We start from the raw sequence: 26,360 nt of genomic DNA, 5'->3' as shown, positions 1-26,360 counted from the left end.
CACTCATGCAACTCAGGCCACTTCGGTTCGGAGCACTCGACCGCCTCGGACTCACGGATCGCCGCCATCACTGCGCAGCAGTTCCCGCAGCCGCTCCCACCCGCGCTCCCGTGCGAACGCCTCCGCGCCCCAGCGCAGCGCCGGTACCGTCCGCACCAGCCCCGAGGGATCCCGCTCCAGCACATGCACCTCGGCGATCCGCCGACGGCCCGCGCGGTCCCGCACGAGGTGCAGCACCACCGACAGCGCGGCCGCCAACTGGCTGTGCAGGGCGGCCCGGTCCAGACCGGCGGCCGTGCCGAGGGCCTCCAGGCGGGCCGGTACGTCCGCGGCCGCGTTGGCATGCACCGTGCCGCACCCGCCCTCGTGTCCGGTGTTCAGCGCGGCCAGCAGGTGCACCACCTCGGGCCCGCGCACCTCGCCGACGACGAGCCGGTCGGGCCGCATCCGCAGCGCCTGCCGGACCAGGTCCTCCAGGGTGACCAGACCGGCACCCTCCTGGTTGGCGGGTCTGGTCTCCAGCCGTACGACATGCGGATGTTCGGGCCGGAGCTCGGCGGAGTCCTCGGCGAGCACGATCCGCTCCCCCGCTCCGACCAGGCCGAGCAAGGCGCTCAGCAGGGTCGTCTTGCCGGTACCGGTGCCGCCGCTGACGAGGAAGGAGAGCCGGGCCGCCATGAGCGCGCGCAGGATCCGGTCGCCGCCCGGTGGCACGGTCCCGGCCGCCACCAGTTCGCCGAGCGTGAAGGCCCGGGGGCGCACGACCCGCAGCGACAGGCAGGTGCAGCCGATCGCCACCGGGGGCAGCACCGCGTGCAGCCGGGTGCCGTCGGGCAGCCGGGCGTCCGCCCAGGGCCGTGCGTCGTCCAGGCGCCGCCCGGCCACCGCGGCCAGCCGCTGTGCGAGGCGTCGTACGGCCGCCGCGTCCGGGAAGGCGACCGGGGTCAGTTCCAGGCCGCCGCCGCGGTCCACCCAGACCCGGTCCGGGGCCGACACCAGGACGTCGGTGACCGTGGGGTCGGCGAGCAGGGGTTCCAGCGGGCCGCTGCCGACGAGTTCGGAGCGCAGTTGCTCGGCCGCGCCGAGGACCTCGGCGTCGCCGAGCACGCGCCCCTGTTCGCGCAGCGCCTGTGCCACGCGTGCGGGGGTCGGTTCGGCGCCGCTCTCGGCGAGCCAGCGCCGTACGCCGTCGAGGAGAGCCGGGCCGTCCGCGCCCGCGGTGCCGGGTTTCATACGCCACCCGCCTCGACCAGCGTCCGCTCCCAGAAGTCCTTGCAGAAGCGGGCCAGTGGTCCGCGGGCGGCGGAACCGGGTGGTTTGCGGTGGGGGCGGGACAGGCCCGGTTCGACGGGGACTTCGCCGGCCAGCGGCAGTCCGAGCAGCCGGGCCACCTCGTGGTCGTCCAGCCCGGGCGCGTACGGCCCGCGTACCGCCGCCCGCAGATCGCGCACGACCATGCCGACGGTGGCCGCCACCCGGCCGGCGGCCGCGACCGCGCGGAGTTCGGCGGGGACCACCAGGACGCAGAGGTCGAGCTGCGCAAGGACCTCCCTGACCTCGTCGTCCAGCCGGCGGGGCAGGTCGACGACGACGGTGCCGCCGCGCCGTCGGGCGGCCGCCAGCACCGCGCGGACGGCGGGCGGCGGGATCGCCACGCTGTCGCCGCGATCCCAGCTGAGGATCCGCAGCGAGTGCAGTTCGGGCAGCGACTCCTCCAGGGCGCCGCTGCCGAGCCGGCCGCGCGAGGCGGCGAAGGCGGGCCAGCGCAGACCCTCGGCCGTCTCGCCGCCGAGGAGTACATCGAGTCCGCCGCCCAGCGGATCCGCGTCCACGAGCAGGGTGCGCAGTCCCTCCCGCGCGGAGGTGACGGCGAGCGCGCAGGCCAGCGTGGAGGCACCGGCCCCGCCCCGGCCGCCGATCACCCCGACGGTGAGGGCCGGGCGGCCGACCCCCTCGACGACGTCGGCGATCCGGTCCACCAGCCACTGCTCGCCGTCGGGCAGCATCAGGACGTGATCGGCGCCGATCTCCACGGCCCGTTTCCACACATCGGGGTCGTCCTGGTCGAGGCCGACCAGGACCACTCCCCGGCGGCGCACGGCCCCGCGCAGCCGCCGCGCGGCGTCGTCGCCGACCAGGACGAGCGGGGCGGACTCCCAGCCGCCGCCGCGTTCGGGTACGCCGTGATGGACCTCGGGTTTGGCGCCGGCCGCGGCGCACAGACGCAACAGGTCGTCGAGGAGTTCGGCGTCCTCGGTGACGATCATCGGACGTCCGGGCCGTCCCGAGGCGGCGTACGGCGGTTCGTGGGTGACAGTTCCGGCCACGTGAGCTTCCCCCTTGGCTGCGTTCTTGCGCGCGGCCACTGCGGCCACGCGATTCCCAAACGTGTGAAGAACCGGCAAGCGGCCTCCATATGCACGGCCGACAGAAACCGGCCAATGGCGCCCGGCAATCGGAACCGGCCATGAACTCGCCGCTGCCGGAGCGCGCTGGAATCACGGTGCAGCGAACCGGGAAATCGTGTGGATCTTGGTCCAAAACTGTGGACAACTCGGCGGTTGTGAATATCGCTGTCACCCATACCGGTGAGGCCCGTCCTGCGCCCTGCGCGACTTCCACAGAGCAGCGCCACGACTACCCAGGGTGACGGATCATGGGCATAGAAGAAGGGCGACCGCGGCCGCCCGATCAAGGCCGTATGGCCCGCGAGAGAGACGAAAAACCCACCCGGACATGCGACGACCCCCACCGGGGGGGAGAGTGGGGGTCGTCTCCACGGCCGACTCGGGGGGGGAGGAGCCGGACCGGGTTAGCACGGTCGCGAACGATCCGTGACTTCCATGGTGTACCCGAGAGACCTCTCAGGCAAACCCACACGCCCCACCTTACGCCGAATGGTGGGCGCCTATGCTCGGGTCGTGGAAAACCACTCCTTGCCCCGCACAGCGGCCTTCTTTGACCTGGACAAGACGGTCATTGCGAAGTCGAGCACGCTCACGTTCAGCAAGTCGTTCTACCAAGGCGGTCTGATCAACCGCAGGGCGGCGCTGCGCTCCGCGTACTCCCAGTTCGTCTTCATGGTCGGCGGTATGGACCATGACCAGATGGAGCGCACCCGCGCATACCTGTCCGGTCTCGTCCGTGGCTGGAATGTCCAGCAGGTCAAGGAGATCGTCGCCGAGACCCTGCACGACCTGATCGACCCGATCATCTACGACGAGGCCGCCTCCCTCATCGAGGAGCACCACCGGGCCGGCCGGGACGTCGTCATCGTGTCCACCTCGGGCGCCGAGGTGGTCGAGCCGATCGGCGAACTCCTGGGCGCCGACCGGGTGGTGGCCACCCGCATGGTCGTCGGCGACGACGGCTGCTACACCGGCGAGGTCGAGTACTACGCGTACGGCCCGACGAAGGCGGAGGCCATCCGCGAACTGGCCGCCTCCGAGGGGTACGACCTCGACCGCTGCTACGCCTACAGCGACTCGGCGACCGACGTGCCGATGCTCCAGGCAGTCGGGCATCCGCACGCCGTGAACCCGGACCGCGCGCTGCGCCGCGAGGCACTCGCGCGCGGCTGGCCGATTCTGGACTTCCACCGTCCGGTACGGCTCAAGCAGCGGATCTCCGCACCGCCGCGCCCCGCCCTGGTCGCCGCTGCCGCCATAGGGGCGGCGGCCGCCACCGCGGGCCTGGTCTGGTACGCGAGCCGGCGCCGGAGCACGGTCGCCTGACCCAGCCCTCTCCCCCTTTTTTCACCCGTTCGGCCCATCCGCATCCCTTTAGTACGTCTTTGAACCTAAAAGTAAAGAACTGTAGGCAGGGCTTCCGCTTGCTCCAGGCTTGCAGTACAAAGGGGTTAGCGGCCCGCGAGACCAAAGGACATCCGAGAGGATCACCTTTAAAACGCATTTGGCCCCACGGACCCCGCATGAACACCGAGCACCCACGCGACGTCGACCCGTCGATTACGGGCCAGCCGCACCAGGTGACGGGCAAAGCACCGACCTGATGGGCGACATATCGAGGACGCTTGGTAACCCGGTGAACATGCCAGCGGCGGTACGAGGACTCGTACCGCCGCAACCCTTTTCGGCCGCCTACCGGGACACCTTCACGCCGCTCCGCGCTGCAGCGCCTCGCACACCGCCGTCGACTCGCGCACACCCAGCTCGACCGCGCGCCCGCAGTGCGCGATCCAGGCCGCCATGCCCTCCGGAGTGCCGGAGACATAGCCGTCCAGGGCCGCCAGATAGGAGGCGCGGCCCAGTTCGGCGTGGCCGACCTCGGCCGGGCAGATCGCCTTGGGGTCGAGACCGCTGCCGATCAGCACGATCCGCTCGGCCGTGCGGGCGACCAGCCCGTTGTACGACGTGAAGGGCCGCAGCGCGAGCAGTTCGCCGTGCACCACGGCGGCCGTCACCAGCGCGGGCGCCTGCGTCCCCGCGATGATCATCTCGGAGAGCCCGTCCAGGCGCCCGGACACCTCGTCGGCGTCCGGCAGCGGCAGCTCCACCAGCGGCTCGTCGGCCGCTTCCCCGGCCCGGCGCGGCCGGCCGACCTCGTCACCGCCCGTCGCGGCCGCCACCAGGTGCAGCCGGGCCAGCACCCGCAACGGCGACTGCCGCCAGATGGACAGCAGTTGGCCCGCCTCGGCGGTCAGCCGCAGGGCCGCGCCCACCACGCGCGCGTCGTCGTCGACACCGAAGTCGGAGCGCCGCCGCACCTCCTCCAGCGCCCAGTCGGCACCGGACAGTGCGGCACTGCCCCGGGCACCGCGCAGCGCGGCCTCGGAGGTGACGGCGTGGCTGCGGCGGCGCATGACCCGGTGCCCGTAGACCCGGTCCACGGCCTTGCGCACGGACTCCACGGACTCGGCCACACCGGGCAGCGAGCCCAGCACCGCGAGCGGATCGGCGCTCGCACCTGTCGTACTCATGAGTACGACAGTACGCACCCCTCCCTTCCGCTCCACGAAGGAGTGGTCTTCTTCACTCCACTCGACACATACAGCTATGTGCCGACTACCGTTCGTGAACATGAAAATTGCTTTCGTCGGGAAGGGCGGCAGCGGCAAGACCACGCTCTCCTCCCTGTTCATCCGCCACCTGGCGGCCGCCGGCGCGCCGGTCGTCGCCGTCGACGCCGACATCAACCAGCACCTGGGTCCCGCGCTCGGCCTCGACGACGCGGAGTCGGCGGCACTGCCCGCGATGGGTGAGCGGCTCTCCCTGATCAAGGACTACCTGCGCGGCAACAACCCGCGCATCACCTCCGCCGCAACGATGATCAAGACCACCCCGCCCGGCGAAGGCTCACGGCTGGTCCGGGTGCGGGAGCCCAACCCGGTGTACGACGCGTGTGCGCGGCCGGTGGAACTCGACGGCGGCGCCGTCCGTTTGATGGTCACCGGGCCCTTCACGGACGCCGACCTGGGGGTCTCCTGCTACCACTCCAAGACGGGTGCGGTGGAGCTGTTCCTGAACCACCTCGCCGACGGCCCCGACGAGTACGTCGTGGTCGACATGACCGCGGGTTCGGACTCCTTCGCCTCCGGCATGTTCACCCGCTTCGACATCACGTTCCTCGTCGCCGAGCCGACCCGGAAGGGGGTCTCCGTCTATCGCCAGTACAAGGAGTACGCCCGGGACTTCGGCGTCGTGCTGAAGGTCGTCGGCAACAAGGTGCAGGGACAGGACGACATCGACTTCCTCCGCGCGGAGGTCGGGGGCGACCTGCTGGTCACGGTCGGGCACTCGGACTGGGTGCGCGCCATGGAGAAGGGCCGTCCGCCCCGGTTCGAGCTCCTGGAGGACGCCAACTCCCGCGCCCTGCACACCCTCAAGGTGGCCGCCGACGCGACGCACGAGCTGCGGGACTGGGAGCGCTACACCCGGCAGATGGTCCACTTCCATCTCAAGAACGCCCTCTCCTGGGGCAATGAGCGCACCGGGACCGACCTGGCGGCACAGATCGACCCCGGCTTCGTGCTCGGCGAGGGACTGGCGGCACCCGCCTGACGGTGCCGCCGGCCCCCGTCCGTCGCCTACTGCCTGACCGCCGGCGCCCCGGGCACCCCCTTCGGCGCCGGGGCGGGACGGCCGGACAGGAAGGACGCCCAGCCCTGCCGCGGGGCCTCGCCCACGTTCAGGGTGCGCAGGCTCGCCAGGACCTGCGGATCCTGGGCGTCCAGCCAGTCGGCGAGCTGACGGAAGGAGACACAGCGCACCTCGGGCTTGTTGCACACGTTCTCGACGACCGAGTCGATGGCGCGCATGTAGGTGCCGCCGTTCCAGGACTCGAAGTGGTTGCCGATGACGAGCGGCGCCCGGTTGCCGTTGTAGGCCCGGTTGAAGCCCTGGAGCAGCCCGTCACGCATCTGGTCGCCCCAGTAGTCGTACTTGTCGGGGTCGCCCTGGGTCGAGGTGCCGGACTGGTTGACCATGAAGTTGTAGTCCATGGTCAGCTGCTCGAAGGTGTGGCCGGGGAAGGGGACGAGCTGCATCGACAGATCCCACAGCCCCTCCTTCTTCTTGGGCCAGACCTGGTCGTTGACACCACTGGTGTCATAGCGGAAGCCCAACTCCCGGGCCGCCTGCGTGAAGTTCTTCTGCCCCTCCAGGCAGGGGGTGCGGGCGCCGATGAGCTCCTTGTCGTAGTCGAAGGGCAGCGGTGCGGCGTCCTTCATGCCCGTGTTGGTCTTCCAGGTCTTCACGAACTGCTTGGCCTGGGCGATCTCGCTCTTCCACTCCGGCACCGACCACTCGCCGACCCCACCGTCGGGGCCGCAGAAGTGCCCGTTGAAGTGGGTGCCGATCTCGTTGCCCTCCAGCCAGGCCAGCCGGAGCTGCTTGACCGTGTCGGCGATGCCCTGTTCGTCGTTGAAGCCGATCTCGGAGCGGCCGGGTGAGTGCTGCGGAGGCCGGTAGAGGTCCCTCTTCTCCTCGGGCAGCATGTAGACGCCGCTGAGGAAGTACGTCATGGTCGCGTTGTTCTCCCTGGCGACCTTGCGGAAGTGCGAGAACAGCTTCTGGCTGTCCTCACCCGAGCCGTCCCACGAGAACACCACGAACTGCGGGGGCTTCTCACCGGGCTTGAGTCGCTCGGGCACGGGCAGATGCGGCTGGGCCCCGGTGTACGCGGTGGAGCCGTCGCCGATCAGACGGACCACGCTCTGGGGCGCCGGTGCTCCCTTCTGCGGCCCGGATGCCCCTTCCTTGGAGTTGGTGCCGGTCGCGCAGCTGGCGAGCGACGCGGCACAGGCCGCGGCGGCCACGGCGCCGACGGCGATCCTCTGGGTGGCGGCCAATTCCGCCCACCTTCTTCCTTCTCTCGGCGAACGCCGGTGACGGCGTTTTATGGCGATGTGCCGGGTATGTGCCGACAGCGCCGCCAAGGTCGCATAGGACCGAGAGAGGGATTAATACGACAAGCCGATGAACTGCTCACTTCACCCAACGAGGCGAATCGATGCCCCATTTGCGCAGATAATCCATGCCTGACCTTTACTCTGCATTACGATTCGTTTACTGAGTGTTGATCCATCCCGCCACTGCACGCCGTGACCCACGGCCGCGTCCGAGCCCCCGCCCCCCGGGCGAGGGGACCCCCAGATCCGCGACCGCGCTGCCCCGGAGGAGACGGGAAACATGTCATCAGCCTGCGTACCCACCCACCCCGAGCCACTGAGCCCCGCCCGAGCCGGGGCCCCGACCCCCCGCAGCACCACCCGTGCCGACCGGCCGCCGCACCCGGCCACACCCCCGCGCCACGGCTTTCCCCCCGACGGCGCCGACCTCTCCGCGTCCGTCGCGGTGTTCCTGATCGCCCTGCCGCTGTCCCTCGGCATCGCCCTCGCCACCGGCGCCCCGCTCCAGGCCGGCCTCGTCGCGGCGGCCGTCGGCGGTCTGGTCGCCGGGCGGCTCGGCGGCTGCCCGCTCCAGGTCAGCGGCCCGGCCGCCGGGCTCACCGTGGTCACCGCCGACCTGATCCACCGCTACGGCTGGCGGGCCACCTGCGGCATCACCGTCCTGGCCGGACTCGCCCAACTGGGCCTGGGCTGCCTGCGCGTGGCCCGCACCGCACTCGCCGTCAGCCCCGCCGTGGTGCACGGCATGCTCGCCGGGATCGGCATCACCATCGCCGTCGCCCAGCTGCACATCGTCCTCGGCGGCAGTCCACAGAGCTCGGTCCTCGCCAACATCCGTGCGCTGCCGGCTCAGTTGGCGCACCTGCACCCGGCCGCCGTGTCGATGAGCGCACTCACCCTGGCCCTGCTCCTCGGCTGGCCCCGGATCCCCGGCAGACCGGGCGAGCTGCTGCGCAGGGTCCCGGCCGCCCTGGTCGCCGTCGCCGGTGCCACCGCGACCGCCTCGCTCACCGGGCTCGCCCTGCCCCGGGTCGACCTGCCGTCCTGGAGCAGCCATGCCCTGGCGGGACTGCCGGAGGGGCCGGTGCTCGGCATCGCCGCCGCCGTGCTCACCACCACCCTGGTGTGCAGCGTGCAGTCACTCCTCGGCGCGGTCGCCGTGGACAAGCTGGTGGCCGGCCGCCCCGGCCCCCAGTCCCGGATCTGCCGCTCCGATCTGGACCGGGAGCTGCTCGGTCAGGGCGCGGCCAACATCGTCTCCGGCGCGCTCGGCGGGCTGCCGGTCGCGGGGGTGGCGGTGCGGAGTTCGGCGAATGTGCGATCCGGTGCCGTCAGCCGGAACTCCACGATGCTGCACGGCGTTCTCGTAGTAGTCGCCGCGCTGCTGATGGTCCCGGTCCTGGATCTCATCCCGCTCGCCTCGCTCGCCGCCCTGGTGATGGCCGTCGGCATCCAGATGGTGTCCCTGCACCACATCCGCACGGTGACCCGCCACCGTGAAGTGCTGGTGTACGCCGTCACCACACTCGGGGTGGTTCTCCTCGGCGTCCTGGAGGGCGTGGTCCTCGGGGTCGCCGTGGCCGTCGGTCTGGCTCTGCACCGCCTCACCCGTACCCGCATCACCCATGAAGAGAAGGGAGGAGTCCATCACGTACATGTGACAGGACAGCTGACGTTCCTCGCGGTGCCCCGGCTCAGTAGAGCCCTGCATCTCGTACCCCAAGGCGCCGACGCCGTGGTGGAGCTGGACGGTTCGTTCATGGACCATGCGGCGTACGAGTCACTGCAGGACTGGCGGAAGGCCCACACCGCGCAGGGCGGCTCCGCCGAACTGACCGGCTGCCGCATGGGCGTCCGCTCGGCGGAGTACGGCCACCGCCCGGAGCACGACCGCGGGCCCGAGTACGGCCACCGGGCCGAGCCCGGGAGCCGCGCCGTGCACCGCCGTGGCCCGGAGCCCGGTATGGGCCGCGGTCCCGGACCCCGGCTCGGCGGATCGGCCGATGCCGGTCATGAACTCGCCCGTGGGATCAGCGCGTTCCAGCGTGACACCGCGCCCCTGGTGCGGGAGGAGCTGGCCCGGCTGGCGCGCGAGGGGCAGCGGCCGTCGCAGCTCTTCCTGACCTGCGCCGACTCCCGACTCGTCACCTCGATGATCACCTCCAGTGGTCCGGGTGACCTGTTCGTGGTCCGCAACGTCGGCAACCTGGTCCCCCTTCCGGGTGAGGAGAGCGGCGACGACTCGGTGGCGGCCGCGATCGAGTACGCGGTGGACGTACTGAAGGTGCGGTCCATCACGGTCTGCGGGCACTCCGGGTGCGGGGCGATGCAGGCCCTGCTGACCGCCGGGTCCGGGGCCGGCACGACCCCGCTCGGACGGTGGCTGCGGCACGGGCGGCCGAGCCTGGCGCGGCTGGCCGACGACGGCCGTCCCTGGGTCCGGCTGGCCGGGCGGGCACCGGCGGACAAGGGGGAACAGCTCTGTCTGACCAATGTGGTCCAGCAGTTGGAGCATCTGCGGGCGCACGACTCGGTGGCGCGTGCGCTGACGGCGGGCGAGCTGGAGCTGCACGGGATGTACTTCCACGTGGGCGAGGCGCAGGCGTATCTGCTGGGCCGGTCCGAAGGCGACGAAGAGGGGGAGGTGTTCGAGGGGGTGCCGGGCGCGGAGGAGTTGCACAGCCCGGCCTGAGGAAGGGACGGCGAGGCCCGTCGGCGCGGGGTCGGTGAGGGCCTGTCGGCGTCGTCCGGGCGCTCTGCGGCGAGGGCCCGTTGTGCCATGCCACACTCAACAGGTCTAAACCACTTTCCGACGGCCCTTGTCACCGGACCCCTGGGTCTGATGAGCTGTGTGGTCTGGGACACAACGGACACCCTTCGAAAGGGAGATGTCGTGAGCAACGAAAGCCTGGCCAACCTCTTGAGGGAGGAGCGACGCTTCGCGCCGCCCGCTGACCTGGCCGAGAACGCCAATGTCACGGCCGAGGCGTACGAACAGGCCAAGGCTGACAGGCTCGGCTTCTGGGCCGCGCAGGCCCGTCGGCTGGCCTGGGCCAAGGAGCCGACGGAGACGCTGGACTGGTCCAACCCGCCGTTCGCGAAGTGGTTCAAGGACGGCGAGCTCAACGTCGCGTACAACTGCGTGGACCGGCATGTGGAGGCCGGGAACGGCGACCGGGTCGCCATCCACTTCGAGGGCGAGCCCGGCGACAGCCGCGCGATCACCTACGCCGAGCTGAAGGACGAGGTCTCCAGGGCGGCGAACGCCCTGCTGGAGCTCGGAGTTCAGAAGGGCGACCGGGTCGCCGTCTACATGCCGATGATCCCGGAGACGGCGATCGCGATGCTCGCCTGCGCCCGGATCGGCGCCGCGCACTCGGTGGTCTTCGGCGGCTTCTCGGCGGACGCGCTCGCCACCCGTATCGCGGACGCGGACGCCAAGGTCGTCATCACCTCCGACGGCGGCTACCGGCGCGGCAAGCCGTCCGCGCTCAAGCCGGCCGTGGACGAGGCGATCGGCAAGGTGGACAACGTCGAGCATGTGCTGGTCGTGCAGCGCACCGGGCAGGAAGTGGCCTGGGACGACACGCGGGACGTGTGGTGGCACGAGATCGTCGGGCGGCAGTCGGCCGAACACACCCCGGAGGCCTTCGACGCCGAGCACCCGCTGTTCATCCTCTACACGTCCGGGACGACGGGTAAGCCGAAGGGCATCCTGCACACCTCGGGCGGCTACCTCACCCAGGCGTCGTACACGCACTGGGCGGTGTTCGACCTCAAGCCGGAGACGGACGTGTACTGGTGCACGGCCGACGTCGGCTGGGTGACCGGCCACTCGTACATCGTGTACGGGCCGCTGGCCAACGGCGCGACGCAGGTCATGTACGAGGGCACCCCGGACACCCCGCACCAGGGCCGGTTCTGGGAGATCGTGCAGAAGTACGGGGTGACGATCCTGTACACGGCGCCGACGGCGATCCGCACGTTCATGAAGTGGGGCGACGACATCCCCGCGAAGTTCGACCTCAGCAGCCTGCGGGTGCTGGGTTCGGTGGGCGAACCCATCAACCCCGAGGCCTGGATCTGGTACCGCAAGCACATCGGGGCCGACCGGACGCCGATCGTGGACACCTGGTGGCAGACCGAGACCGGCGCGATGATGATCTCGCCGCTGCCGGGCGTCACCGCGACCAAGCCCGGTTCCGCGCAGACCCCGCTGCCCGGCATCTCGGCCACGGTCGTCGACGACGAGGCGAACGAGGTGCCCGACGGCGGTGGCGGCTACCTGGTCCTGACCGAGCCGTGGCCGTCGATGCTGCGCACCATCTGGGGCGACGACCAGCGGTTCCTGGACACGTACTGGTCGCGGTTCGCGGGCAAGTACTTCGCCGGTGACGGTGCGAAGAAGGACGACGACGGCGACATCTGGCTGCTCGGCCGGGTGGACGACGTCATGCTCGTCTCCGGGCACAACATCTCGACGACCGAGGTGGAGTCGGCGCTGGTGTCCCACCCGTCGGTCGCCGAGGCGGCCGTGGTCGGAGCGGCGGACGAGACGACGGGGCAGGCGATCGTCGCCTTCGTGATCCTGCGCGGTACGGCCAACGCGGAGGACGAGGGGCTGGTCAACGACCTGCGCAACCATGTCGGCGCCACCCTCGGCCCGATCGCCAAGCCCAAGCGGGTCCTGCCGGTGGCGGAGCTGCCGAAGACCCGCTCCGGCAAGATCATGCGCCGGCTGCTCCGCGATGTCGCCGAGAACCGCCAGCTCGGTGATGTGACGACGCTGACGGACTCGACGGTCATGGACCTCATCCAGGCGAAGCTGCCGGCGGCGCCCAGCGAGGACTGACCCAGGACGCATGGTCCCGAGAGGGCGCCCGGAGCCGAACGCGCCGGGCGCCCTTTTTGCACCTACCGTGAGACACATCTGACAACCCCCGGCACACCTTAGGTAAACTAAGCAAAGTATCGTGATCCTCAAGGTGTGCCGGGAAGTCTGGTCGGCAAGTAGTTCCGTCCTGCCCACCGACCGGAGGTCTCCCCGTGTCCGCGCTCCGCACCGCCCCCGCCCGCAAGGTCCTCGGCCGGCTCTCGCTGCCCGAGCGGGCCTTCGTCGCGGACGCGCTGCGGACCGAGACCGTCGGCGGTGTGCTGCTGCTGATCGCCGCGATAACCGCACTGATCTGGGCGAACATACCGGCGCTGCACCACAGCTACGAGACCGTCAGCCACTTCCGCTTCGGCCCCGAGGCCCTCGGCCTGAACCTCTCCGTCGCCCACTGGGCCGCCGACGGCCTGCTGGCGGTCTTCTTCTTCGTCGCCGGCATCGAGCTCAAGCGCGAGCTGGTGGCCGGCGATCTGAAAGACCCCAGGACGGCCGTCCTGCCGGTCGTCGCCGCCCTGTGCGGGATGGCCGTACCGGCGCTCGTCTACACCCTCACCAACCTCACCGGCGGCGGCTCCACCCATGGCTGGGCGGTGCCCACCGCCACCGACATCGCCTTCGCGCTGGCCGTGCTGGCCGTCATCGGCACCTCGCTGCCCAGCGCCCTGCGCGCCTTCCTGCTCACCCTCGCGGTCGTCGACGACCTGTTCGCGATCCTGATCATCGCCGTCTTCTTCACCGAGCGGATCGACTTCGCCGCGCTCGGCGGCGCGGTCCTCGGCCTCGCCGTCTTCTGGCTGCTGCTGCGCAAGGGCGTGCGCGGCTGGTACGTGTACATCCCGCTCGCGGTGGTCGTCTGGGCGCTGATGTACAACAGCGGCGTGCACGCGACCATCGCCGGTGTCGCCATGGGCCTGATGCTGCGCTGCACCACCCGAACGGGTGAGGAGCACTCCCCCGGCGAGCACGTCGAGCATCTGGTGCGTCCGCTGTCGGCGGGGCTGGCCGTACCCCTGTTCGCGCTGTTCAGCGCCGGCGTGAAGGTGTCCGGAGGGGCGCTCGGGGACGTGTTCAGCAGGCCGGAGACGCTCGGGGTCGTCCTCGGGCTGGTCGTCGGAAAGACGGTCGGGATATTCGGCGGGACCTGGCTGACCGCCCGCTTCACCCGGGCCTCCCTCAGCGAGGACCTTGCCTGGGCCGACCTCTTCGCGGTCGCCTCGCTCGCCGGCATCGGCTTCACCGTGTCGCTGCTCATCGGTGAACTGGCCTTCGCGGGCGACGCCGTACTCACCGACGAGGTCAAGGCCGCCGTACTGACCGGATCGCTGATCGCGGCCGTGTGCGCCACCGTGCTGCTGAAGATGCGCAACACCCGCTACCGCAGACTGGTCGAGGCCGAGGAACGGGACGACGACCTCGACGGCATCCCGGACGTCTACGAGCAGGACGACCCGGCATACCACCTGCGGATGGCGGAGATCTACGACCGCAAAGCCGCCGAGCACCGCCGGATGGCCGCCGAGAAGGCCGCACGGTAGGGGCCCGGCGGGCGAACCCGTAGGCATGACTCGCTTGCCGAAGTACCGGGCGGGGCAGGCGAGCAGGGCGACCGTCCGGCATGATCTGACGAGACGGTACAAAAGACGATGACAAGTACGCAGAGGGAGACCGCGATGAGCGCACCCGACGGCAGCCCGGTCGGTGCCGAACGCAGCATCGGCCAGCTGTTCGCCTCGGCCACGGCCGAGATGTCGGCGCTGGTGCACGACGAGATCGCGCTGGCCAAGGCCCAGCTGAAGCAGGACGTCAAGCGGGGCGCGACGAGCGGCGGCGCGTTCTCGGCGGCCGGTGTGCTGCTGCTGTTCTCCCTGCCGATGCTCAACTTCGCGCTGGCGTACGGCATCCGGACCTGGAGCCACTGGAATCTGGCGATCTGCTTCCTGCTCTCCTTCGCGGCGAACGTCCTGGTGGCCGTCGTCCTCGTGCTGATCGGCGTGGTCTTCGCGAAGAAGGCCAAGAAGGGCCAGGGCCCGCAGAAGGTGGCCGCGTCGATGAAGGAGACGGCGGGCGTGCTGCAGAACGCCAAGCCGCATCCCCGTCCGGAGCTCCCCCGGGACGAGGTGCCGGCCATCGAGGCTGTGGGACGCTCGACCTCATGACGGATCCCGCTCCCTCGGCCGTACGGCCGGAGGGCCCCTGGACGCACCGGGACGTCGCCGCCAACGGCGCGCGCTTCCACATCGCCGAGCTCGGCGACGGACCCCTGGTCATGCTGGTGCACGGCTTCCCGCAGTTCTGGTGGGCCTGGCGGCACCAGCTGGTCGCGCTCGCCGACGCGGGCTTCCGGGCCGTCGCCATGGACCTGCGGGGCGTCGGCGGCAGCGACCGCACCCCGCGCGGCTACGACCCGGCCAACCTCGCGCTCGACATCACCGGTGTGATCCGCTCCCTGGGCGAGCCGGACGCCGCGCTGGTCGGCCACGACCTGGGCGGCTACCTGGCGTGGACGGCGGCCGCGATGCGCCCCAAGCTGGTACGACGGCTCGCGGTCGTGTCCATGCCGCACCCGCGGCGCTGGCGCTCGGCGATGCTCCGGGACCGCCGGCAGTCCGCCGCCGCCTCCTACATCTGGGGCTTCCAGCGGCCCTGGATCCCCGAGCGGCAGCTCACCGCCGACGACGGCGCCCTGGTGGGCCGGCTGATCCGGGACTGGTCCGGGCCGCGGCTGCCGGAGGACGAGGCGGTGGAGACCTACCAGCGGGCGATGTGCATCCCGTCCACGGCGCACTGCTCGATCGAGCCGTACCGTTGGCTGGTGCGCTCGCTGGCACGTCCTGACGGCATCCAGTTCAACCGGCGGATGAAGCGTCCCGTGCGCGTCCCCACGCTGCATCTGCACGGTTCCCTGGACCCGGTGACCCGCACCCGCAGCACGGCCGGCTCCGGCGAGTACGTCGAAGCGCCGTACCGCTGGCGGCTGTTCGACGGGCTCGGGCATTTTCCCCACGAGGAGGATCCCGTGGCCTTCTCCACCGAGCTGATCAACTGGCTGAAAGACCCCGAACCCGATCGGTGACCGCGCCGATGCGCCCGGTATTCGAACTCGCACATCTGTCCTACGAACAGCCACATGCCCGGCGCATAGGCCGATTGAGGGGCGCGGGGGAGGTTATCGACCTTGGGGCAGGGGCAGACGTCGGGGTATGGGCTGGACGCACGACTACAGTGACGCACCCCGCAACCGCCGTACGACAGGCGGTCTGAACTCCCACCGAGGAGGCGCCCCGCAGCTGCCGGGCACGGATCTCAGGGTGGGGATTCCGCGCATCCTGCGGCGCCGGGCCCGCTGGGTCTCGGTACGTCTGCGCCACACCCGCGGCTGACCCCCTCACGGGGCCCCGAGGCCTCTAGAGGGCGCAGCTGTCGGTGCCCACCTGCTGGTTCGCGGTACGGCCCCGGGCGATGTCGGCCTGGATCTCGTCGGCCGTGAGGGCGTACCCGGTGTCGGCGTCGTCCAGTGACTTCGCGAAGACGACCCCGTACACCCTGCCCTGCGGTGTGAGCAGCGGGCCGCCGGAGTTGCCCTGGCGGACGGTCGCGTACAGCGAGTAGACGTCACGGCGGACGGTGCCGCGGTGGTAGATGTCCGGGCCGTTGGCCGTGATACGGCCGCGCACCCGGGCGGCACGGACGTCGTACGACCCGTTCTCCGGGAACCCGGCGACGATCGCGCTGTCGCTGGTCGCGGCGTCCTTGGCCGAGAACTTCAGGGCCTTGGCCGGCAGGTTCGGCACGTCCAGTACGGCGATGTCGCGCTGCCAGTCGTAGAGGACGACCTTCGCGTCGTACTTGCGGCCCTCGCCGCCGATCTGGACGGTGGGCTCGTCGACGCCGCCGACCACGTGCGCGTTGGTCATGACGCGGCGGTCGGCGAAGACGAAACCGGTGCCCTCCAGGATCTTGCCGCAGCTCTGGGCGGTGCCCGTCACCTTCACGATGGACTGCTTCGCGGTGGTGGCGACCGCGCTGTTCACGAGGGCGGGGTCGGGCGGCTCGACGTCGGTGATCGGCTCGTTGGCGAAGGGGCTGAAGACCTGCGGGAAGCCGTTCTGCGCGAGGACCGAGGAGAAGTCCGCGAACCAGGTGTCGGCCTGGTTGGGCAGCGCTCTGGACACCCCGAGCAGCACCTTGGAGTTGCGGACCTCCTTGCCGAGCGTCGGCAGGGTGGTGCCCGCGAGGGCGGAGCCGATCAGCCAGGCGACCAGCAGCATCGCCACGACGTTGACGAGCGCGCCGCCGGTGGCGTCCAGGGCACGGGCCGGGGACCAGGTGATGTACCGGCGGAGCTTGTTGCCCAGGTGCGTGGTCAGGGCCTGGCCGACGGAGGCGCAGACGATGACGACGACCACGGCGACCACCGCGGCGGTCGTGCTCACCTCCGCGTTGTCGGTCACCGCGTCCCAGATGACGGGCAGGGTGTAGACGGCGACGAGTCCGCCGCCCAGGAAGCCGATCACCGACAGGATGCCGACGACGAATCCCTGGCGGTAGCCGACGATCGCGAACCACACGGCGGCGACCAGCAACAGGATGTCCAGCACATTCACGAACGACACCCTGTCATGACCGCCAGTCGAGCGGGACCAGCTTCTCGCGGTCCCAGGAGCGCTCCCATCCCGCGTAGTGCAGCAAGCGGTCGATCACCCCGGCCGTGAACCCCCACACCAAGGCCGATTCGACCAGGAATGCCGGACCTCGGTGGCCGCTGGGGTGCACGGTGGTGGCCCGGTTGGCCGGATTCGTGAGATCCGCCACGGGGACCGTGAAGACCCTCGCCGTCTCGTTCGGATCGACCACCCCCACCGGGCTCGGCTCGCGCCACCAGCCCAGCACCGGTGTGACCACGAACTTGCTCACCGGGATGTACAGCTTGGGCAGCACCCCGAACAGCTGGACCCCGGCCGGATCCAGCCCGGTCTCCTCCTCGGCCTCGCGCAGAGCGGCCCGCAGCGGCCCGTCGGCCTTCGGGTCGCCGTCCTCGGGGTCGAGGGCGCCACCGGGAAAGGAGGGCTGCCCGGCGTGCGAGCGCAGCGAACCGGCCCGCTCCATCAGCAGCAGCTCGGGACCGGTCTCGCCCTCCCCGAAGAGGATCAGCACGGCCGACTGCCGTCCCGCGCCGTTCTCCGGCGGCAGGAACCGGCTCAGCTGGAGCGGCTGGACCGTCTCGGCGGCCCGCACCACCGGGTCCAGCCAGTCCGGCAGGCCCTCCTTGCTGAGCACGGCGCTCGCGCGCGGCTCTCCGGTGTGCGCGTTGCCGGTGTGTGTCATGGCATCCCCCGTCGTCGTGCCCGGTCCAACGCCCGAAGCCCTCCTGTTCGTTCCGTCACCAGACCCCCACAAGACCCCTGGGTCACGTCCCTGACGCGGCGCCCAGCGGCGGAGCCGGCTTCCCGCCCGCGTCCAGATAGGCCTGCGGAGGGTTGAGCCGCTGCCCCGGGAAGCCGCCCTTCTCGTACTTGAGGAGCTTCTTCGCCTTCTCCGGATCGGTCTCGCCCTCGCCGTAGGCCGGGCAGAGCGGCGCGATGGGACAGACACCGCAGGCGGGCTTGCGGGCGTGGCACATCCGGCGGCCGTGCCAGATGACGTGGTGCGAGAGGTCGGTCCAGTCGCTCTTGGGGAACAGTGCGCCGACGGCCGCCTCGATCTTGTCGGGATCGGTCTCCCCGGTCCACTGCCAGCGGCGGACCAGACGCTGGAAGTGCGTGTCCACGGTGATGCCGGGGTGCCCGAAGGCGTTGCCCAGCACCACGAACGCGGTCTTGCGGCCGACGCCGGGCAGCTTGACGAGGTCCTCCAGCCGGCCCGGGACCTCGCCGCCGAACTGCTCCACCAGGCCCTTGGAGAGACCTATCACCGACTTGGTCTTGGCCCGGAAGAACCCGCAGGGCCGCAGGATCTCCTCGACCTCCTCCGGGTTGGCTGCGGCCAGGTCCTCCGGGGTGGGGTACTTGGCGAAGAGCGTCGGGGTGGTCTGGTTGACGCGCAGGTCGGTGGTCTGGGCGGACAGCACCGTGGCGACCAGGAGCTGGAAGGAGTTCACGAAGTCCAGCTCGGGGTGGGCGTACGGATACACCTCGCCGAGCTCTCGGTTGATCCGGCGGGCACGGCGGACGAGGGCGGTCTGCGACTCGGGCTTCCGGGCAGCGGCCTTCGCGGGGGCGGCGGCCTTCGGCGGCGCGGCCTTCTTCGCGGCAGTGGCGGCCTTCTCGGGCGCCGCTTTGCTCACCGGCGCCTTCTTGGCCGCCACCGGCTTGGCCGCGGCCTTCTTCACGGCGGCCTTCTTCACCGCCGCCTTCTTGGCCGTCGCAGCCGGGGTCTTCACAGCGGCAACCTTCTTCACTACTTCTGCCGCTTTTGTCGCCTTCTTCCGTTCACTCGGGCCAGTATCGGACCCTTGTTCGCCCACGGCGGAATCACGACGTACAACCACCCGCGCAGCCCCCTTGGCCTGTGCTCTCACCGGCATTTGGACACCCAGCCACCCTAAAGCCCGGCACCGACATCCGCCCCGGACCCGGAAGATCAGCCCCCGATTGGACCCCTGCCGCTTACCTCGGGACACCTGTGCGGCATCCTTGTGACAGATCACACTGTTTGGACCGTCCAGCAAAATGGGGAGCACGGTCCCCTGGTACCAAGGGGGAGCAAGATCCCCTGAGCAGGTCGACAAGGAGAGAACTCGTGGACGACCCTCTGCGGCGCAACCCGCTCTTCGCGGCTCTCGACGACGAGCAGGCCGCGGAGCTTCGCGCCTCCATGAGCGAGGTGACCCTGGCGCGCGGCGACTCCCTCTTCCACGAGGGCGACCCGGGCGACCGGCTCTACGTGGTCACCGAGGGCAAGGTCAAGCTGCACCGCACCTCCCCCGACGGGCGCGAGAACATGCTCGCCGTCGTCGGCCCCGGCGAGCTGATCGGCGAGCTGTCGCTGTTCGACCCGGGCCCGCGGACGGCGACCGCCACCGCACTGACCGAAGTCAAGCTGCTCGGCCTCGGCCACGGTGACCTGCAGCCCTGGCTGAACGCGCGCCCGGAGGTGGCCGGCGCCCTGCTGCGCGCCGTCGCCCGCCGGCTGCGCAAGACCAACGACCAGATGTCCGACCTGGTCTTCTCCGACGTGCCGGGCCGTGTCGCGCGCGCCCTGCTGGACCTCTCCCGCCGCTTCGGCGTGCAGTCCGAGGAGGGCATCCACGTCGTCCACGACCTCACGCAGGAGGAGCTGGCCCAGCTGGTCGGCGCGTCCCGCGAGACCGTGAACAAGGCGCTGGCGGACTTCGCGCAGCGCGGCTGGCTCCGTCTGGAGGCGCGGGCCGTGATCCTGCTGGACGTCGAGCGGCTGGCCAAGCGCTCGCGCTGACGCCGAACCCCGACCGCATGACATCAGGGTTCCGTCTCCTGCGAGACGGAACCCTGAGTCGTGATCGCCCCCTGAGGCGTGATCGGCCCATCGGCCCCTGAGCCGTGATCGAAGTTGGCACAGTTGCCCCATGGCTGAATCGGCTGCACCTTCCCGAGGTCTCGACCCCCTGGGCTTCATCGCGCGCGAGGGCTCCCTCGCGCGCGTGCCGCACGTTTTCCGTCCCGTGGTCGCCGCTGCCCGTGACCGAGTTCTGGACGTCTTCGGGGCCCGGCTGGACAGCGCCTACCTCTACGGGTCCGTCCCGCGCGGCACCGCGCGCGTGGGCCGCAGCGACCTGGATCTGGTGATCGTCCTCCGTGAGGAGCCGGCCGACGCCGACCGGGAGGCGGCACGCGCCCTCGGCGCGGGCGTCGACAAGGAGTTCCCGGAGATCGACGGGGTCGGAGCCCTGCTCTACTCACGCGCGCGGGTGCTCAGCGAGCTGGAGCGGTACGACATCGGCTGGTTCGTGGCCTGCCTGTGCACCCCGCTGCTCGGCGAGGACCTCGCCGAGTTCCTGCCCCGCTACCGCCCCGACTCCCTGCTCGCCCGGGAGACGAACGGCGACCTGGCCGAGCTCCTGCCGCGCCTGCGCAAGCGGATCGCTGCCGCCGAAGACAGCGAGGAGGCCCTGCGGCCCCTGGTGCGCTCCATGTCACGGCACCTGGTGCGCACCGGCTTCACGCTGGTCATGCCCCGCTGGAACGGCTGGACCAGCGATCTGCGGGAGATGGCCGAGGCGTTCGCCGGCTACTACCCGGAGCGGGCCGGACAGCTGCGCCGCGCGGCCGAGTCCGGGTACGAGCCCGTCGGCGACCTCGCCGTACTGCGGTCGTACGTCGACGACCTCGGGCCCTGGCTCGCGGACGAGTACGCGCGCGTGCACGGCACGAAGGCGCCCAGGCCCGAGGGCTGGAACTAGCGCCGCAGGGGTGGACCCCCTAGATCAGCCCGTGGTCGCTCAGATAGTCCAGTTGGGCCCGGACCGACAGTTCCGCCGCCGGCCACAGGGAGCGGTCCACGTCGGCGTAGACGTGGGCGACGACCTCGGCGGGGGCGCGATGGCCGTTCTCGACGGCCGTCTCGACCTGGGCGAGCCGGTGGGCGCGATGGGCCAGGTAGAACTCGACGGCGCCCTGAGCGTCCTCCAGGACGGGTCCGTGGCCCGGCAGGACCGTGTGCACGCCGTCGTCGACCGTCAGCGAGCGCAGCCGTCGTAGCGAGTCCAGGTAGTCGCCCAGGCGGCCGTCCGGGTGCGCCACGACCGTCGTACCGCGCCCCAGGATGGTGTCGCCGGTCAGGACCGCGCGGTCGGCCGGGAGGTGGAAGCAGAGCGAGTCGGCGGTGTGGCCGGGGGTCGGTACGACGCGCAGTTCCAGGCCACCGGTCGTGATCACGTCACCGGCCGCCAGGCCCTCGTCGCCCAGACGCAGTGCCGGGTCGAGGGCACGCACGCGCGTGCCGGTCAGTTCCGCGAACCGGACGGCGCCCTCGGCGTGGTCCGGGTGGCCGTGGGTGAGGAGGGTGAGCGCGACGCGCCGGCCGGCCTTCTCCGCCGTGTCGATGACCGCACGGAGGTGGTCGTCGTCCAGCGGCCCCGGATCGATCACCACGGCCAGGTCGGAGTCGGGCTCGGCGACTACCCAGGTGTTGGTGCCGTCCAGGGTCATCACGGAGGCGTTGGGCGCCAGCACGTTGACGGTCCGCGCGGTGGCGGGCCCGGAGAGGACTCCGCCGCGGGGCTGGCCGGGCAGGGCTGCGGCCTCGGTCATGCGAGGGCTCCTTCCGGCAGCGCCGTCGGTGCGCCGAGCCGTCGGTCCGAGGCCGGTACAGCGCTGCCCCGGCCGGAGGCCGGCACAGCGCCCCGCGGCCCGCGCACCGGTGGTGCGAAGTGCGCGCGGGGAACCGGAACTCCGCCGGGGAGCCCGTCGGGCAGGGCGGCTGCGTCCGTCATGGTCAGGCTCCACCGGTCGGGAGGTCGGTCGGTATGTGCTTGGTGAACTCGTCGTGGCCGGGCCAGGTCAGGACGATCTCGCCGTCCGCCAGGCGGGCACGTGCCAGCACCGGCGTCATGTCCCGCGCGGGCGCCGCCGCCAGCGTCTCGGCGGCCGAGGCGTACGGCAGGAGCTGGCGCAGGGTCGCGATGGTGGGCGGCATCATCAGCAGCTCGCCCTTGTCGTAGCCGGCGGCGGCCTGTGCCGGGCGGATCCACACCGTGCGGTCGGCCTCCGTGGAGGCGTTGCGGGTGCGCTGGCCGGCGGGGAGGGCGGCGACGAAGAACCAGGTGTCGTAGCGGCGGGTCTCGAACTCCGGGGTGATCCAGCGCGTCCAGGCGCCGAGGAGGTCCGAGCGCAGGACCAGGCCACGCCGGTCCAGGAACTCCGCGAAGGACAGGTCACGGGCGACCAGGGCGGCACGGTCGGCCTCCCAGTCGTCCCCGGTGGTGTCCCCGACCACGGCGTCGGCGGCCGGGCCCGCGAGGAGCACGCCGGCCTCCTCGTAGGTCTCGCGCACGGCCGCGCAGACGATCGCCTGGGCGCCCGCCTCGTCGACGCCGAGCCGCTCGGCCCACCACGCGCGCGTGGGGCCCGCCCAGCGCACCTGGTGGTCGTCGTCGCGCGGGTCGACACCGCCGCCCGGATACGCGTACGCGCCTCCGGCGAAGGCCATGGAGGCGCGTCTGCGCAGCATGTGGACGACGGGACCGTCCGGGGTGTCCTTCAGGAGCAGCACGGTGGCCGCGCGCTTCGGGGACACCGGCACGAGGGTGCCCTCCGCGTGCGCGCGGATCCGGTCCGGCCACTCGGGGGGATACCACTGTCCATCGGCCATTACCGGAGGCTATCCCGTGGGGAGCGAATGTTCGAGAGGGGCTTCGGCGGGCTACGGCAGCAGCTCGACCTGGACCTCGACCTCGACCGGCGCGTCCAGCGGCAGCACCGCGACGCCCACCGCGCTGCGCGCGTGCACGCCCTTGTCGCCGAGGACCTCGCCGAGCAGTTCGCTGGCGCCGTTGATCACGCCGGGCTGGCCGGTGAAGTCGCTCGCGGAGGCGACGAAACCGACGACCTTCACCACGCGCGCGATGCGGTCCAGGTCACCCGTGACGGACTTCACGGCGGCCAGGGCGTTCAGCGCGCAGGTGCGGGCCAGTTCCTTGGCCTCCTCCGCGGTGACCTCGGCGCCGACCTTGCCGGTGACCGGGAGCTTGCCGTCCACCATCGGCAGCTGGCCGGAGGTGTAGACGTACGCACCGGACCGCACGGCGGGCTGGTAGGCGGCCAGCGGCGGCACGACCGCGGGCAGCGAGAGACCGAGTTCGGCCAGCTTGGCCTCGACCGCGCTCACTACGCCTTCTCCCGCTTCATGTAGGCGACGAGCTGCTCCGGGTTGGGCCCGGGCACGACCTGGACGAGCTCCCAGCCGTCCTGGCCCCAGTTGTCCAGAATCTGCTTCGTCGCATGGACGAGCAGCGGTACGGTCACGTATTCCCACTTGGTCATGCGGCCGACTTTATCCGCTGTGACGCACGGGACAGTCGTACGACCGGGAGCACGGTTATCCACAGCCTCCCGCGTGAGTGTCCGGCCGACTGGTTAGTCTCGAAGACGTGAGCAGGCTCCAGGTCGTCAGCGGCAAGGGCGGGACCGGAAAGACGACGGTCGCCGCCGCACTCGCGCTGGCCCTCGCGACCGAGGGGAAGCGGACGCTTCTCGTGGAGGTCGAGGGCCGGCAGGGCATCGCCCAGCTCTTCGAGACGGAGGCGTTGCCGTACGAGGAGCGGAAGATCGCCGTAGCACAGGGAGGCGGTGAGGTCTACGCGCTGGCCATCGATCCCGAACTGGCCCTTCTGGACTACCTCCAGATGTTCTACAAGCTCGGCGGGGCGGGCCGGGCGCTGAAGAAGCTCGGGGCGATCGACTTCGCCACCACCGTCGCCCCCGGTCTGAGGGACGTGCTCCTCACCGGCAAGGCGTGCGAGGCGGTGCGCCGCAAGGACAAGGCGGGACGGTTCATCTACGACTACGTGGTGATGGACGCGCCCCCGACCGGCCGCATCACCCGCTTCCTGAATGTGAACGACGAGGTGGCCGGGCTGGCGAAGATCGGTCCGATACACAATCAGGCGCAGGCCGTGATGCGGGTGCTGAAGTCCGAGGAGACGGCTGTGCACCTGGTCACGCTGCTGGAGGAGATGCCGGTCCAGGAGACCGCCGACGGCATCGCCGAACTGCGCACCGCGCGGCTGCCGGTGGGCCGGGTCATCGTGAACATGGTCCGGCCGGAGATGCTGGACGCGGCCGACCTGGATCTCGTACGGACGGTGCCGCGCACCGCCGTGGCGCAGTCGCTGTCGGCCGCGGGCCTGGGCGGAGCGCGCCGCGGCGGGAAGGCCGAGCAGCTGGTGAACCCGCTGCTCGCGCAGGCCGCCGAGTACGCCGAGCGGTACGCGCTGGAGCACGAGCAGCGCGCGGTCCTCGCCGAGCTGGACCTGCCGCGGCACGAACTGCCGCTGCTCGCCGAGGGGATGGACCTGGCGGGCCTGTACGAACTCGCCAATGAGCTGCGGGAACAGGGGATGTCATGACTCCGGATCCGGACCCGGCACAGGAACCGGCGCAGGACGGCACGCGGCGCCTCGCCCACGCGCCCGCGCTCGACGTCGACCCGCTGCTGGACGATCCGAAGACCAGGATCGTGGTCTGCTGCGGCTCGGGCGGGGTCGGGAAGACCACCACCGCGGCGGCGCTGGGGCTGCGGGCGGCCGAGCGCGGCCGCAAGGTGGTCGTGCTGACCATCGACCCGGCCAGGCGGCTGGCGCAGTCCATGGGCATCGACTCGCTCGACAACGTGCCGCGGAAGGTGAAGGGCACCGAGGGCGGCGGCGAACTGCACGCCATGATGCTGGACATGAAGCGCACCTTCGACGAGGTCGTCGAGGCGCACGCGGACGCCGAGCGGGCGGCCGCCATCCTGGCCAACCCCTTCTACCAGTCGCTCTCGGCGGGCTTCGCGGGCACGCAGGAGTACATGGCGATGGAGAAGCTGGGCCAGTTGCGGGCCCGGGACGAGTGGGACCTGATCATCGTCGACACCCCGCCCTCCCGTTCCGCGCTGGACTTCCTCGATGCGCCGAAGCGCCTCGGCTCCTTCCTGGACGGCAAGCTGATCCGGCTGCTCACCGCACCGGCGAAGCTGGGCGGCCGCGCGGGCATGGCCTTCCTGAACGTCGGCATGTCGATGATGACCGGCACGCTCGGCAAGCTGCTTGGCGGTCAACTGTTGAAGGACGTCCAGACGTTCGTGGCCGCGATGGACACGACGTTCGGCGGGTTCCGCACCCGCGCGGACGCGACGTACAAGCTGCTCCAGGCGCCCGGTACGGCGTTCCTCGTGGTGGCGGCTCCGGAGCGGGACGCGCTGCGGGAGGCCGCGTACTTCGTGGAGCGGCTGGCCGCTGAGGACATGCCGCTGGTGGGGCTCGTCCTCAACCGTGTCCACGGCAGCGGCGCCGACCGGCTGTCGGCCGAACGCGCGCTCGCCGCCGCGGAAAATCTCGAGACCGCGTATGCCGAGACTGTCGAGACTGCGGAAAATCTTGAAGAGCCCCGCATTGTCGATCAGGGTGGCGGGAAAGCTGGACTTCGTAACTCTCCCGACACGTACGGCAGTTCTGAATCACCCGCGCCCGCGCCGTCCGGGTCCCGGCCCGACGAATCCCCCTCGCCGAAGCCCGAGGACATGACCGACGAATCCCCCTCGTCAGACGACCCGGACCGCACCGTCGACCAGCTCACCGCAGGTCTGCTGAGGCTGCATGCCGAGCGCATGCAGCTGCTCTCCCGCGAGCAGCGCACACGTGACCGCTTCACCGCGCGCCACCCCGAGGTGGCTGTGGTGGAAGTGGCCGCACTGCCCGGCGATGTGCACGACCTCACAGGGCTGCGGGACATCGGCGACCGGCTCGCGGCCGGCCGACCGGAGCTGCCGTAGACCTGCGTGGACCTGCTCGGTCTAGCTCACCGCCGCGTAGTTCTCGTACACCTCGTCGCTGTCGAGGGGGACGATGCCGGTCCCCCGCTCGTACTCCGAGCGCGCTGTCTCCAGGAGCCTGCGCCAGGAGGTCACGGTGGGCCGCCTGCGCAGCAGTGCGCGACGCTCCCGCTCGGTCATTCCTCCCCACACGCCGAACTCGACGCGATTGTCCAGCGCATCGGCCAGGCATTCCGTGCGTACCGGACATCCGGTGCACACCGCCTTGGCCCTGTTCTGCGCTGCTCCTTGAACGAACAGTTCATCCGGATCGGTAGTGCGGCAGGCAGCCTGCGCACTCCAGTCGGTTACCCAGCCCATACCGGCGCCGTCCTCTCCCGAATCGAGGCTCCCCCACGGCGGCAGCGGCATATTCACCGCCGCCAGTTGAGGACGTTACGGAAGGTGGGCACAGCGCAACACCCCCTTCGGGCCCAATCTTGAATGGCCCGAACGGACTATGGGTAAGCGGCAGATCACCCGCGGGAGTGAGCTGACGACATGCGCGAACATCCCGGCAAACCGGGACAGGTACGGTGCGACACAACGGACGCCGGATGACACAAGAGGCGGATTCGGACACGTCGCCAACACATGGCCCGAAAAAAAGTG

23 protein-coding genes and 1 pseudogene are annotated in these 26,360 nt (G+C 70.9%); 12 read left to right on the top strand and 12 right to left on the bottom strand.

Translation table 11 applies throughout. The features are described from left to right. Positions 1–51 precede the first annotated feature (51 nt). Positions 52–1,233, bottom strand: a complete 1,182-nt coding sequence (locus ACIRR9_RS06355; RefSeq protein WP_403748121.1) for a TadA family conjugal transfer-associated ATPase — start codon at positions 1,231–1,233, stop codon at positions 52–54. Next, positions 1,230–2,327, bottom strand: coding sequence for a septum site-determining protein Ssd (ssd, locus tag ACIRR9_RS06350; RefSeq protein ID WP_403748119.1), 1,098 nt, complete (start codon positions 2,325–2,327; stop codon positions 1,230–1,232). The genes ACIRR9_RS06355 and ssd overlap by 4 nt, the downstream gene beginning before the upstream one ends. A gap of 570 nt (positions 2,328–2,897) precedes the next feature. Here ssd and ACIRR9_RS06345 point away from each other — a divergent pair. Beyond that, on the top strand, positions 2,898–3,734 hold the full coding sequence (locus ACIRR9_RS06345) for an HAD family hydrolase (protein ID WP_316771147.1): 837 nt from the start codon (positions 2,898–2,900) through the stop codon (positions 3,732–3,734). A 380-nt stretch (positions 3,735–4,114) separates the two neighbouring features. On the opposite strand, the gene ACIRR9_RS06340 is transcribed toward ACIRR9_RS06345, so the two are convergent. After that, positions 4,115–4,939 carry an oxidoreductase gene (locus ACIRR9_RS06340; protein ID WP_403748116.1) on the bottom strand — a complete coding sequence of 275 codons (825 nt, stop codon included), beginning with the start codon at positions 4,937–4,939 and terminating at the stop codon, positions 4,115–4,117. Between the two features lie 76 nt (positions 4,940–5,015). On the opposite strand from ACIRR9_RS06340, the gene ACIRR9_RS06335 reads away from it, so the two are divergent. Next, positions 5,016–6,020: an ATP-binding protein gene (locus tag ACIRR9_RS06335; protein ID WP_403748113.1), complete on the top strand. Its 1,005-nt coding sequence runs from the start codon at positions 5,016–5,018 to the stop codon at positions 6,018–6,020. Positions 6,021–6,046: 26 nt separating this feature from the next. On the opposite strand, the gene ACIRR9_RS06330 is transcribed toward ACIRR9_RS06335, so the two are convergent. After that, the gene (locus tag ACIRR9_RS06330) at positions 6,047–7,309 is read right to left on the bottom strand and encodes a hypothetical protein (RefSeq protein ID WP_403748110.1); all 1,263 of its coding nucleotides are present in this window, start codon (positions 7,307–7,309) and stop codon (positions 6,047–6,049) included. 340 nt (positions 7,310–7,649) lie between these two features. Between ACIRR9_RS06330 and ACIRR9_RS06325 the strand changes: the two genes are divergently transcribed. The 6 genes and pseudogenes from ACIRR9_RS06325 (at position 7,650) to ACIRR9_RS06300 (ending at position 15,640) form a co-directional block, all read left to right on the top strand. Continuing rightward, positions 7,650–10,061, top strand: a complete 2,412-nt coding sequence (locus tag ACIRR9_RS06325) for a SulP family inorganic anion transporter (protein ID WP_403748108.1) — start codon at positions 7,650–7,652, stop codon at positions 10,059–10,061. A gap of 201 nt (positions 10,062–10,262) precedes the next feature. Beyond that, positions 10,263–12,221: an acetate--CoA ligase gene (acs, locus tag ACIRR9_RS06320; protein ID WP_403748107.1), complete on the top strand. Its 1,959-nt coding sequence runs from the start codon at positions 10,263–10,265 to the stop codon at positions 12,219–12,221. Between the two features lie 194 nt (positions 12,222–12,415). Continuing rightward, positions 12,416–13,879 (top strand): annotated as a pseudogene (nhaA, locus tag ACIRR9_RS06315) (Na+/H+ antiporter NhaA). Positions 13,880–13,930: 51 nt separating this feature from the next. Beyond that, positions 13,931–14,416, top strand: coding sequence for a phage holin family protein (locus tag ACIRR9_RS06310; protein WP_123975309.1), 486 nt, complete (start codon positions 13,931–13,933; stop codon positions 14,414–14,416). Further along, the gene (locus ACIRR9_RS06305) at positions 14,413–15,333 is read left to right on the top strand and encodes an alpha/beta fold hydrolase (protein WP_403748105.1); all 921 of its coding nucleotides are present in this window, start codon (positions 14,413–14,415) and stop codon (positions 15,331–15,333) included. Before ACIRR9_RS06310 ends, ACIRR9_RS06305 begins: the two co-directional genes overlap by 4 nt. A 127-nt stretch (positions 15,334–15,460) precedes the next feature. Continuing rightward, entirely contained in the window at positions 15,461–15,640 is a 180-nt protein-coding gene (locus tag ACIRR9_RS06300; RefSeq protein WP_365338735.1) for a hypothetical protein, read from the top strand. A gap of 24 nt (positions 15,641–15,664) precedes the next feature. Here the strand turns inward: ACIRR9_RS06300 and ACIRR9_RS06295 are convergent, their stop codons facing one another. The 3 genes from ACIRR9_RS06295 to nth all read right to left on the bottom strand — a co-directional run bounded on the left by ACIRR9_RS06295 (position 15,665) and on the right by nth (position 18,783). Further along, the gene (locus tag ACIRR9_RS06295; protein ID WP_403748103.1) at positions 15,665–16,864 is read right to left on the bottom strand and encodes a MarP family serine protease; all 1,200 of its coding nucleotides are present in this window, start codon (positions 16,862–16,864) and stop codon (positions 15,665–15,667) included. A gap of 13 nt (positions 16,865–16,877) precedes the next feature. Then, complete coding sequence (locus ACIRR9_RS06290) at positions 16,878–17,585, bottom strand: NUDIX hydrolase (RefSeq protein ID WP_403748101.1); 708 nt, start codon at positions 17,583–17,585, stop codon at positions 16,878–16,880. Positions 17,586–17,667: 82 nt separating this feature from the next. Next, complete coding sequence (gene nth, locus ACIRR9_RS06285) at positions 17,668–18,783, bottom strand: endonuclease III (protein WP_403748100.1); 1,116 nt, start codon at positions 18,781–18,783, stop codon at positions 17,668–17,670. Between the two features lie 215 nt (positions 18,784–18,998). On the opposite strand from nth, the gene ACIRR9_RS06280 reads away from it, so the two are divergent. Further along, a complete protein-coding gene (locus ACIRR9_RS06280; RefSeq protein WP_123975315.1) occupies positions 18,999–19,673 on the top strand; it encodes a Crp/Fnr family transcriptional regulator in 675 nt (224 codons plus the stop codon). A 130-nt stretch (positions 19,674–19,803) separates the two neighbouring features. Next, positions 19,804–20,637, top strand: a complete 834-nt coding sequence (locus ACIRR9_RS06275) for a nucleotidyltransferase domain-containing protein (protein ID WP_403748099.1) — start codon at positions 19,804–19,806, stop codon at positions 20,635–20,637. Positions 20,638–20,656: 19 nt separating this feature from the next. On the opposite strand, the gene ACIRR9_RS06270 is transcribed toward ACIRR9_RS06275, so the two are convergent. From ACIRR9_RS06270 to ACIRR9_RS06255, 4 genes are all read right to left on the bottom strand, one after another. Beyond that, positions 20,657–21,487: an MBL fold metallo-hydrolase gene (locus tag ACIRR9_RS06270; protein WP_403748097.1), complete on the bottom strand. Its 831-nt coding sequence runs from the start codon at positions 21,485–21,487 to the stop codon at positions 20,657–20,659. Positions 21,488–21,671: 184 nt separating this feature from the next. Then, positions 21,672–22,547, bottom strand: a complete 876-nt coding sequence (locus ACIRR9_RS06265; RefSeq protein WP_365338747.1) for an NUDIX hydrolase — start codon at positions 22,545–22,547, stop codon at positions 21,672–21,674. Positions 22,548–22,598: 51 nt separating this feature from the next. Next, positions 22,599–23,063, bottom strand: coding sequence for a RidA family protein (locus ACIRR9_RS06260; RefSeq protein WP_123975320.1), 465 nt, complete (start codon positions 23,061–23,063; stop codon positions 22,599–22,601). Further along, a complete protein-coding gene (locus tag ACIRR9_RS06255; protein ID WP_123975321.1) occupies positions 23,063–23,218 on the bottom strand; it encodes a DUF4177 domain-containing protein in 156 nt (51 codons plus the stop codon). Before ACIRR9_RS06255 ends, ACIRR9_RS06260 begins: the two co-directional genes overlap by 1 nt. Positions 23,219–23,325: 107 nt before the next feature. On the opposite strand from ACIRR9_RS06255, the gene ACIRR9_RS06250 reads away from it, so the two are divergent. Beyond that, the gene (locus tag ACIRR9_RS06250; protein WP_403748094.1) at positions 23,326–24,303 is read left to right on the top strand and encodes an ArsA family ATPase; all 978 of its coding nucleotides are present in this window, start codon (positions 23,326–23,328) and stop codon (positions 24,301–24,303) included. Next, positions 24,300–25,709: an ArsA family ATPase gene (locus tag ACIRR9_RS06245; RefSeq protein WP_403748091.1), complete on the top strand. Its 1,410-nt coding sequence runs from the start codon at positions 24,300–24,302 to the stop codon at positions 25,707–25,709. Before ACIRR9_RS06250 ends, ACIRR9_RS06245 begins: the two co-directional genes overlap by 4 nt. A 21-nt stretch (positions 25,710–25,730) precedes the next feature. On the opposite strand, the gene wblA is transcribed toward ACIRR9_RS06245, so the two are convergent. Beyond that, a complete protein-coding gene (wblA, locus tag ACIRR9_RS06240; protein WP_132856581.1) occupies positions 25,731–26,069 on the bottom strand; it encodes a transcriptional regulator WblA in 339 nt (112 codons plus the stop codon). Positions 26,070–26,360: the final 291 nt, after the last annotated feature.

It is taken from the genome of Streptomyces sp. NPDC101234, from assembly GCF_044767525.1.
Lineage (GTDB): Bacteria > Actinomycetota > Actinomycetes > Streptomycetales > Streptomycetaceae > Streptomyces > Streptomyces sasae.
The sequence above is the reverse complement of the archived record's forward strand: the minus strand, read 5'-3'. Positions and strand labels throughout refer to the sequence as shown.

Bases quoted from the DNA above. Each gene is read 5' to 3' on its own strand.
- ACIRR9_RS06290 (WP_403748101.1), bottom strand. From the start codon at position 17,585: ATGACACACACCGGCAACGCGCACACCGGAGAGCCGCGCGCGAGCGCC.
- ACIRR9_RS06325 (WP_403748108.1), top strand. From the start codon at position 7,650: ATGTCATCAGCCTGCGTACCCACCCACCCCGAGCCACTGAGCCCCGCC.
- wblA (WP_132856581.1), bottom strand. From the start codon at position 26,069: ATGGGCTGGGTAACCGACTGGAGTGCGCAGGCTGCCTGCCGCACTACC.
- ACIRR9_RS06255 (WP_123975321.1), bottom strand. From the start codon at position 23,218: ATGACCAAGTGGGAATACGTGACCGTACCGCTGCTCGTCCATGCGACG.
- ACIRR9_RS06245 (WP_403748091.1), top strand. From the start codon at position 24,300: ATGACTCCGGATCCGGACCCGGCACAGGAACCGGCGCAGGACGGCACG.
- ACIRR9_RS06345 (WP_316771147.1), top strand. From the start codon at position 2,898: ATGGTGGGCGCCTATGCTCGGGTCGTGGAAAACCACTCCTTGCCCCGC.
- ACIRR9_RS06275 (WP_403748099.1), top strand. From the start codon at position 19,804: ATGGCTGAATCGGCTGCACCTTCCCGAGGTCTCGACCCCCTGGGCTTC.
- ACIRR9_RS06340 (WP_403748116.1), bottom strand. From the start codon at position 4,939: ATGAGTACGACAGGTGCGAGCGCCGATCCGCTCGCGGTGCTGGGCTCG.
- nth (WP_403748100.1), bottom strand. From the start codon at position 18,783: ATGCCGGTGAGAGCACAGGCCAAGGGGGCTGCGCGGGTGGTTGTACGT.
- ACIRR9_RS06265 (WP_365338747.1), bottom strand. From the start codon at position 22,547: ATGGCCGATGGACAGTGGTATCCCCCCGAGTGGCCGGACCGGATCCGC.
- ACIRR9_RS06300 (WP_365338735.1), top strand. From the start codon at position 15,461: ATGGGCTGGACGCACGACTACAGTGACGCACCCCGCAACCGCCGTACG.
- ACIRR9_RS06305 (WP_403748105.1), top strand. From the start codon at position 14,413: ATGACGGATCCCGCTCCCTCGGCCGTACGGCCGGAGGGCCCCTGGACG.
- ACIRR9_RS06270 (WP_403748097.1), bottom strand. From the start codon at position 21,487: ATGACCGAGGCCGCAGCCCTGCCCGGCCAGCCCCGCGGCGGAGTCCTC.
- ACIRR9_RS06310 (WP_123975309.1), top strand. From the start codon at position 13,931: ATGAGCGCACCCGACGGCAGCCCGGTCGGTGCCGAACGCAGCATCGGC.
- ACIRR9_RS06335 (WP_403748113.1), top strand. From the start codon at position 5,016: ATGTGCCGACTACCGTTCGTGAACATGAAAATTGCTTTCGTCGGGAAG.
- ACIRR9_RS06355 (WP_403748121.1), bottom strand. From the start codon at position 1,233: ATGAAACCCGGCACCGCGGGCGCGGACGGCCCGGCTCTCCTCGACGGC.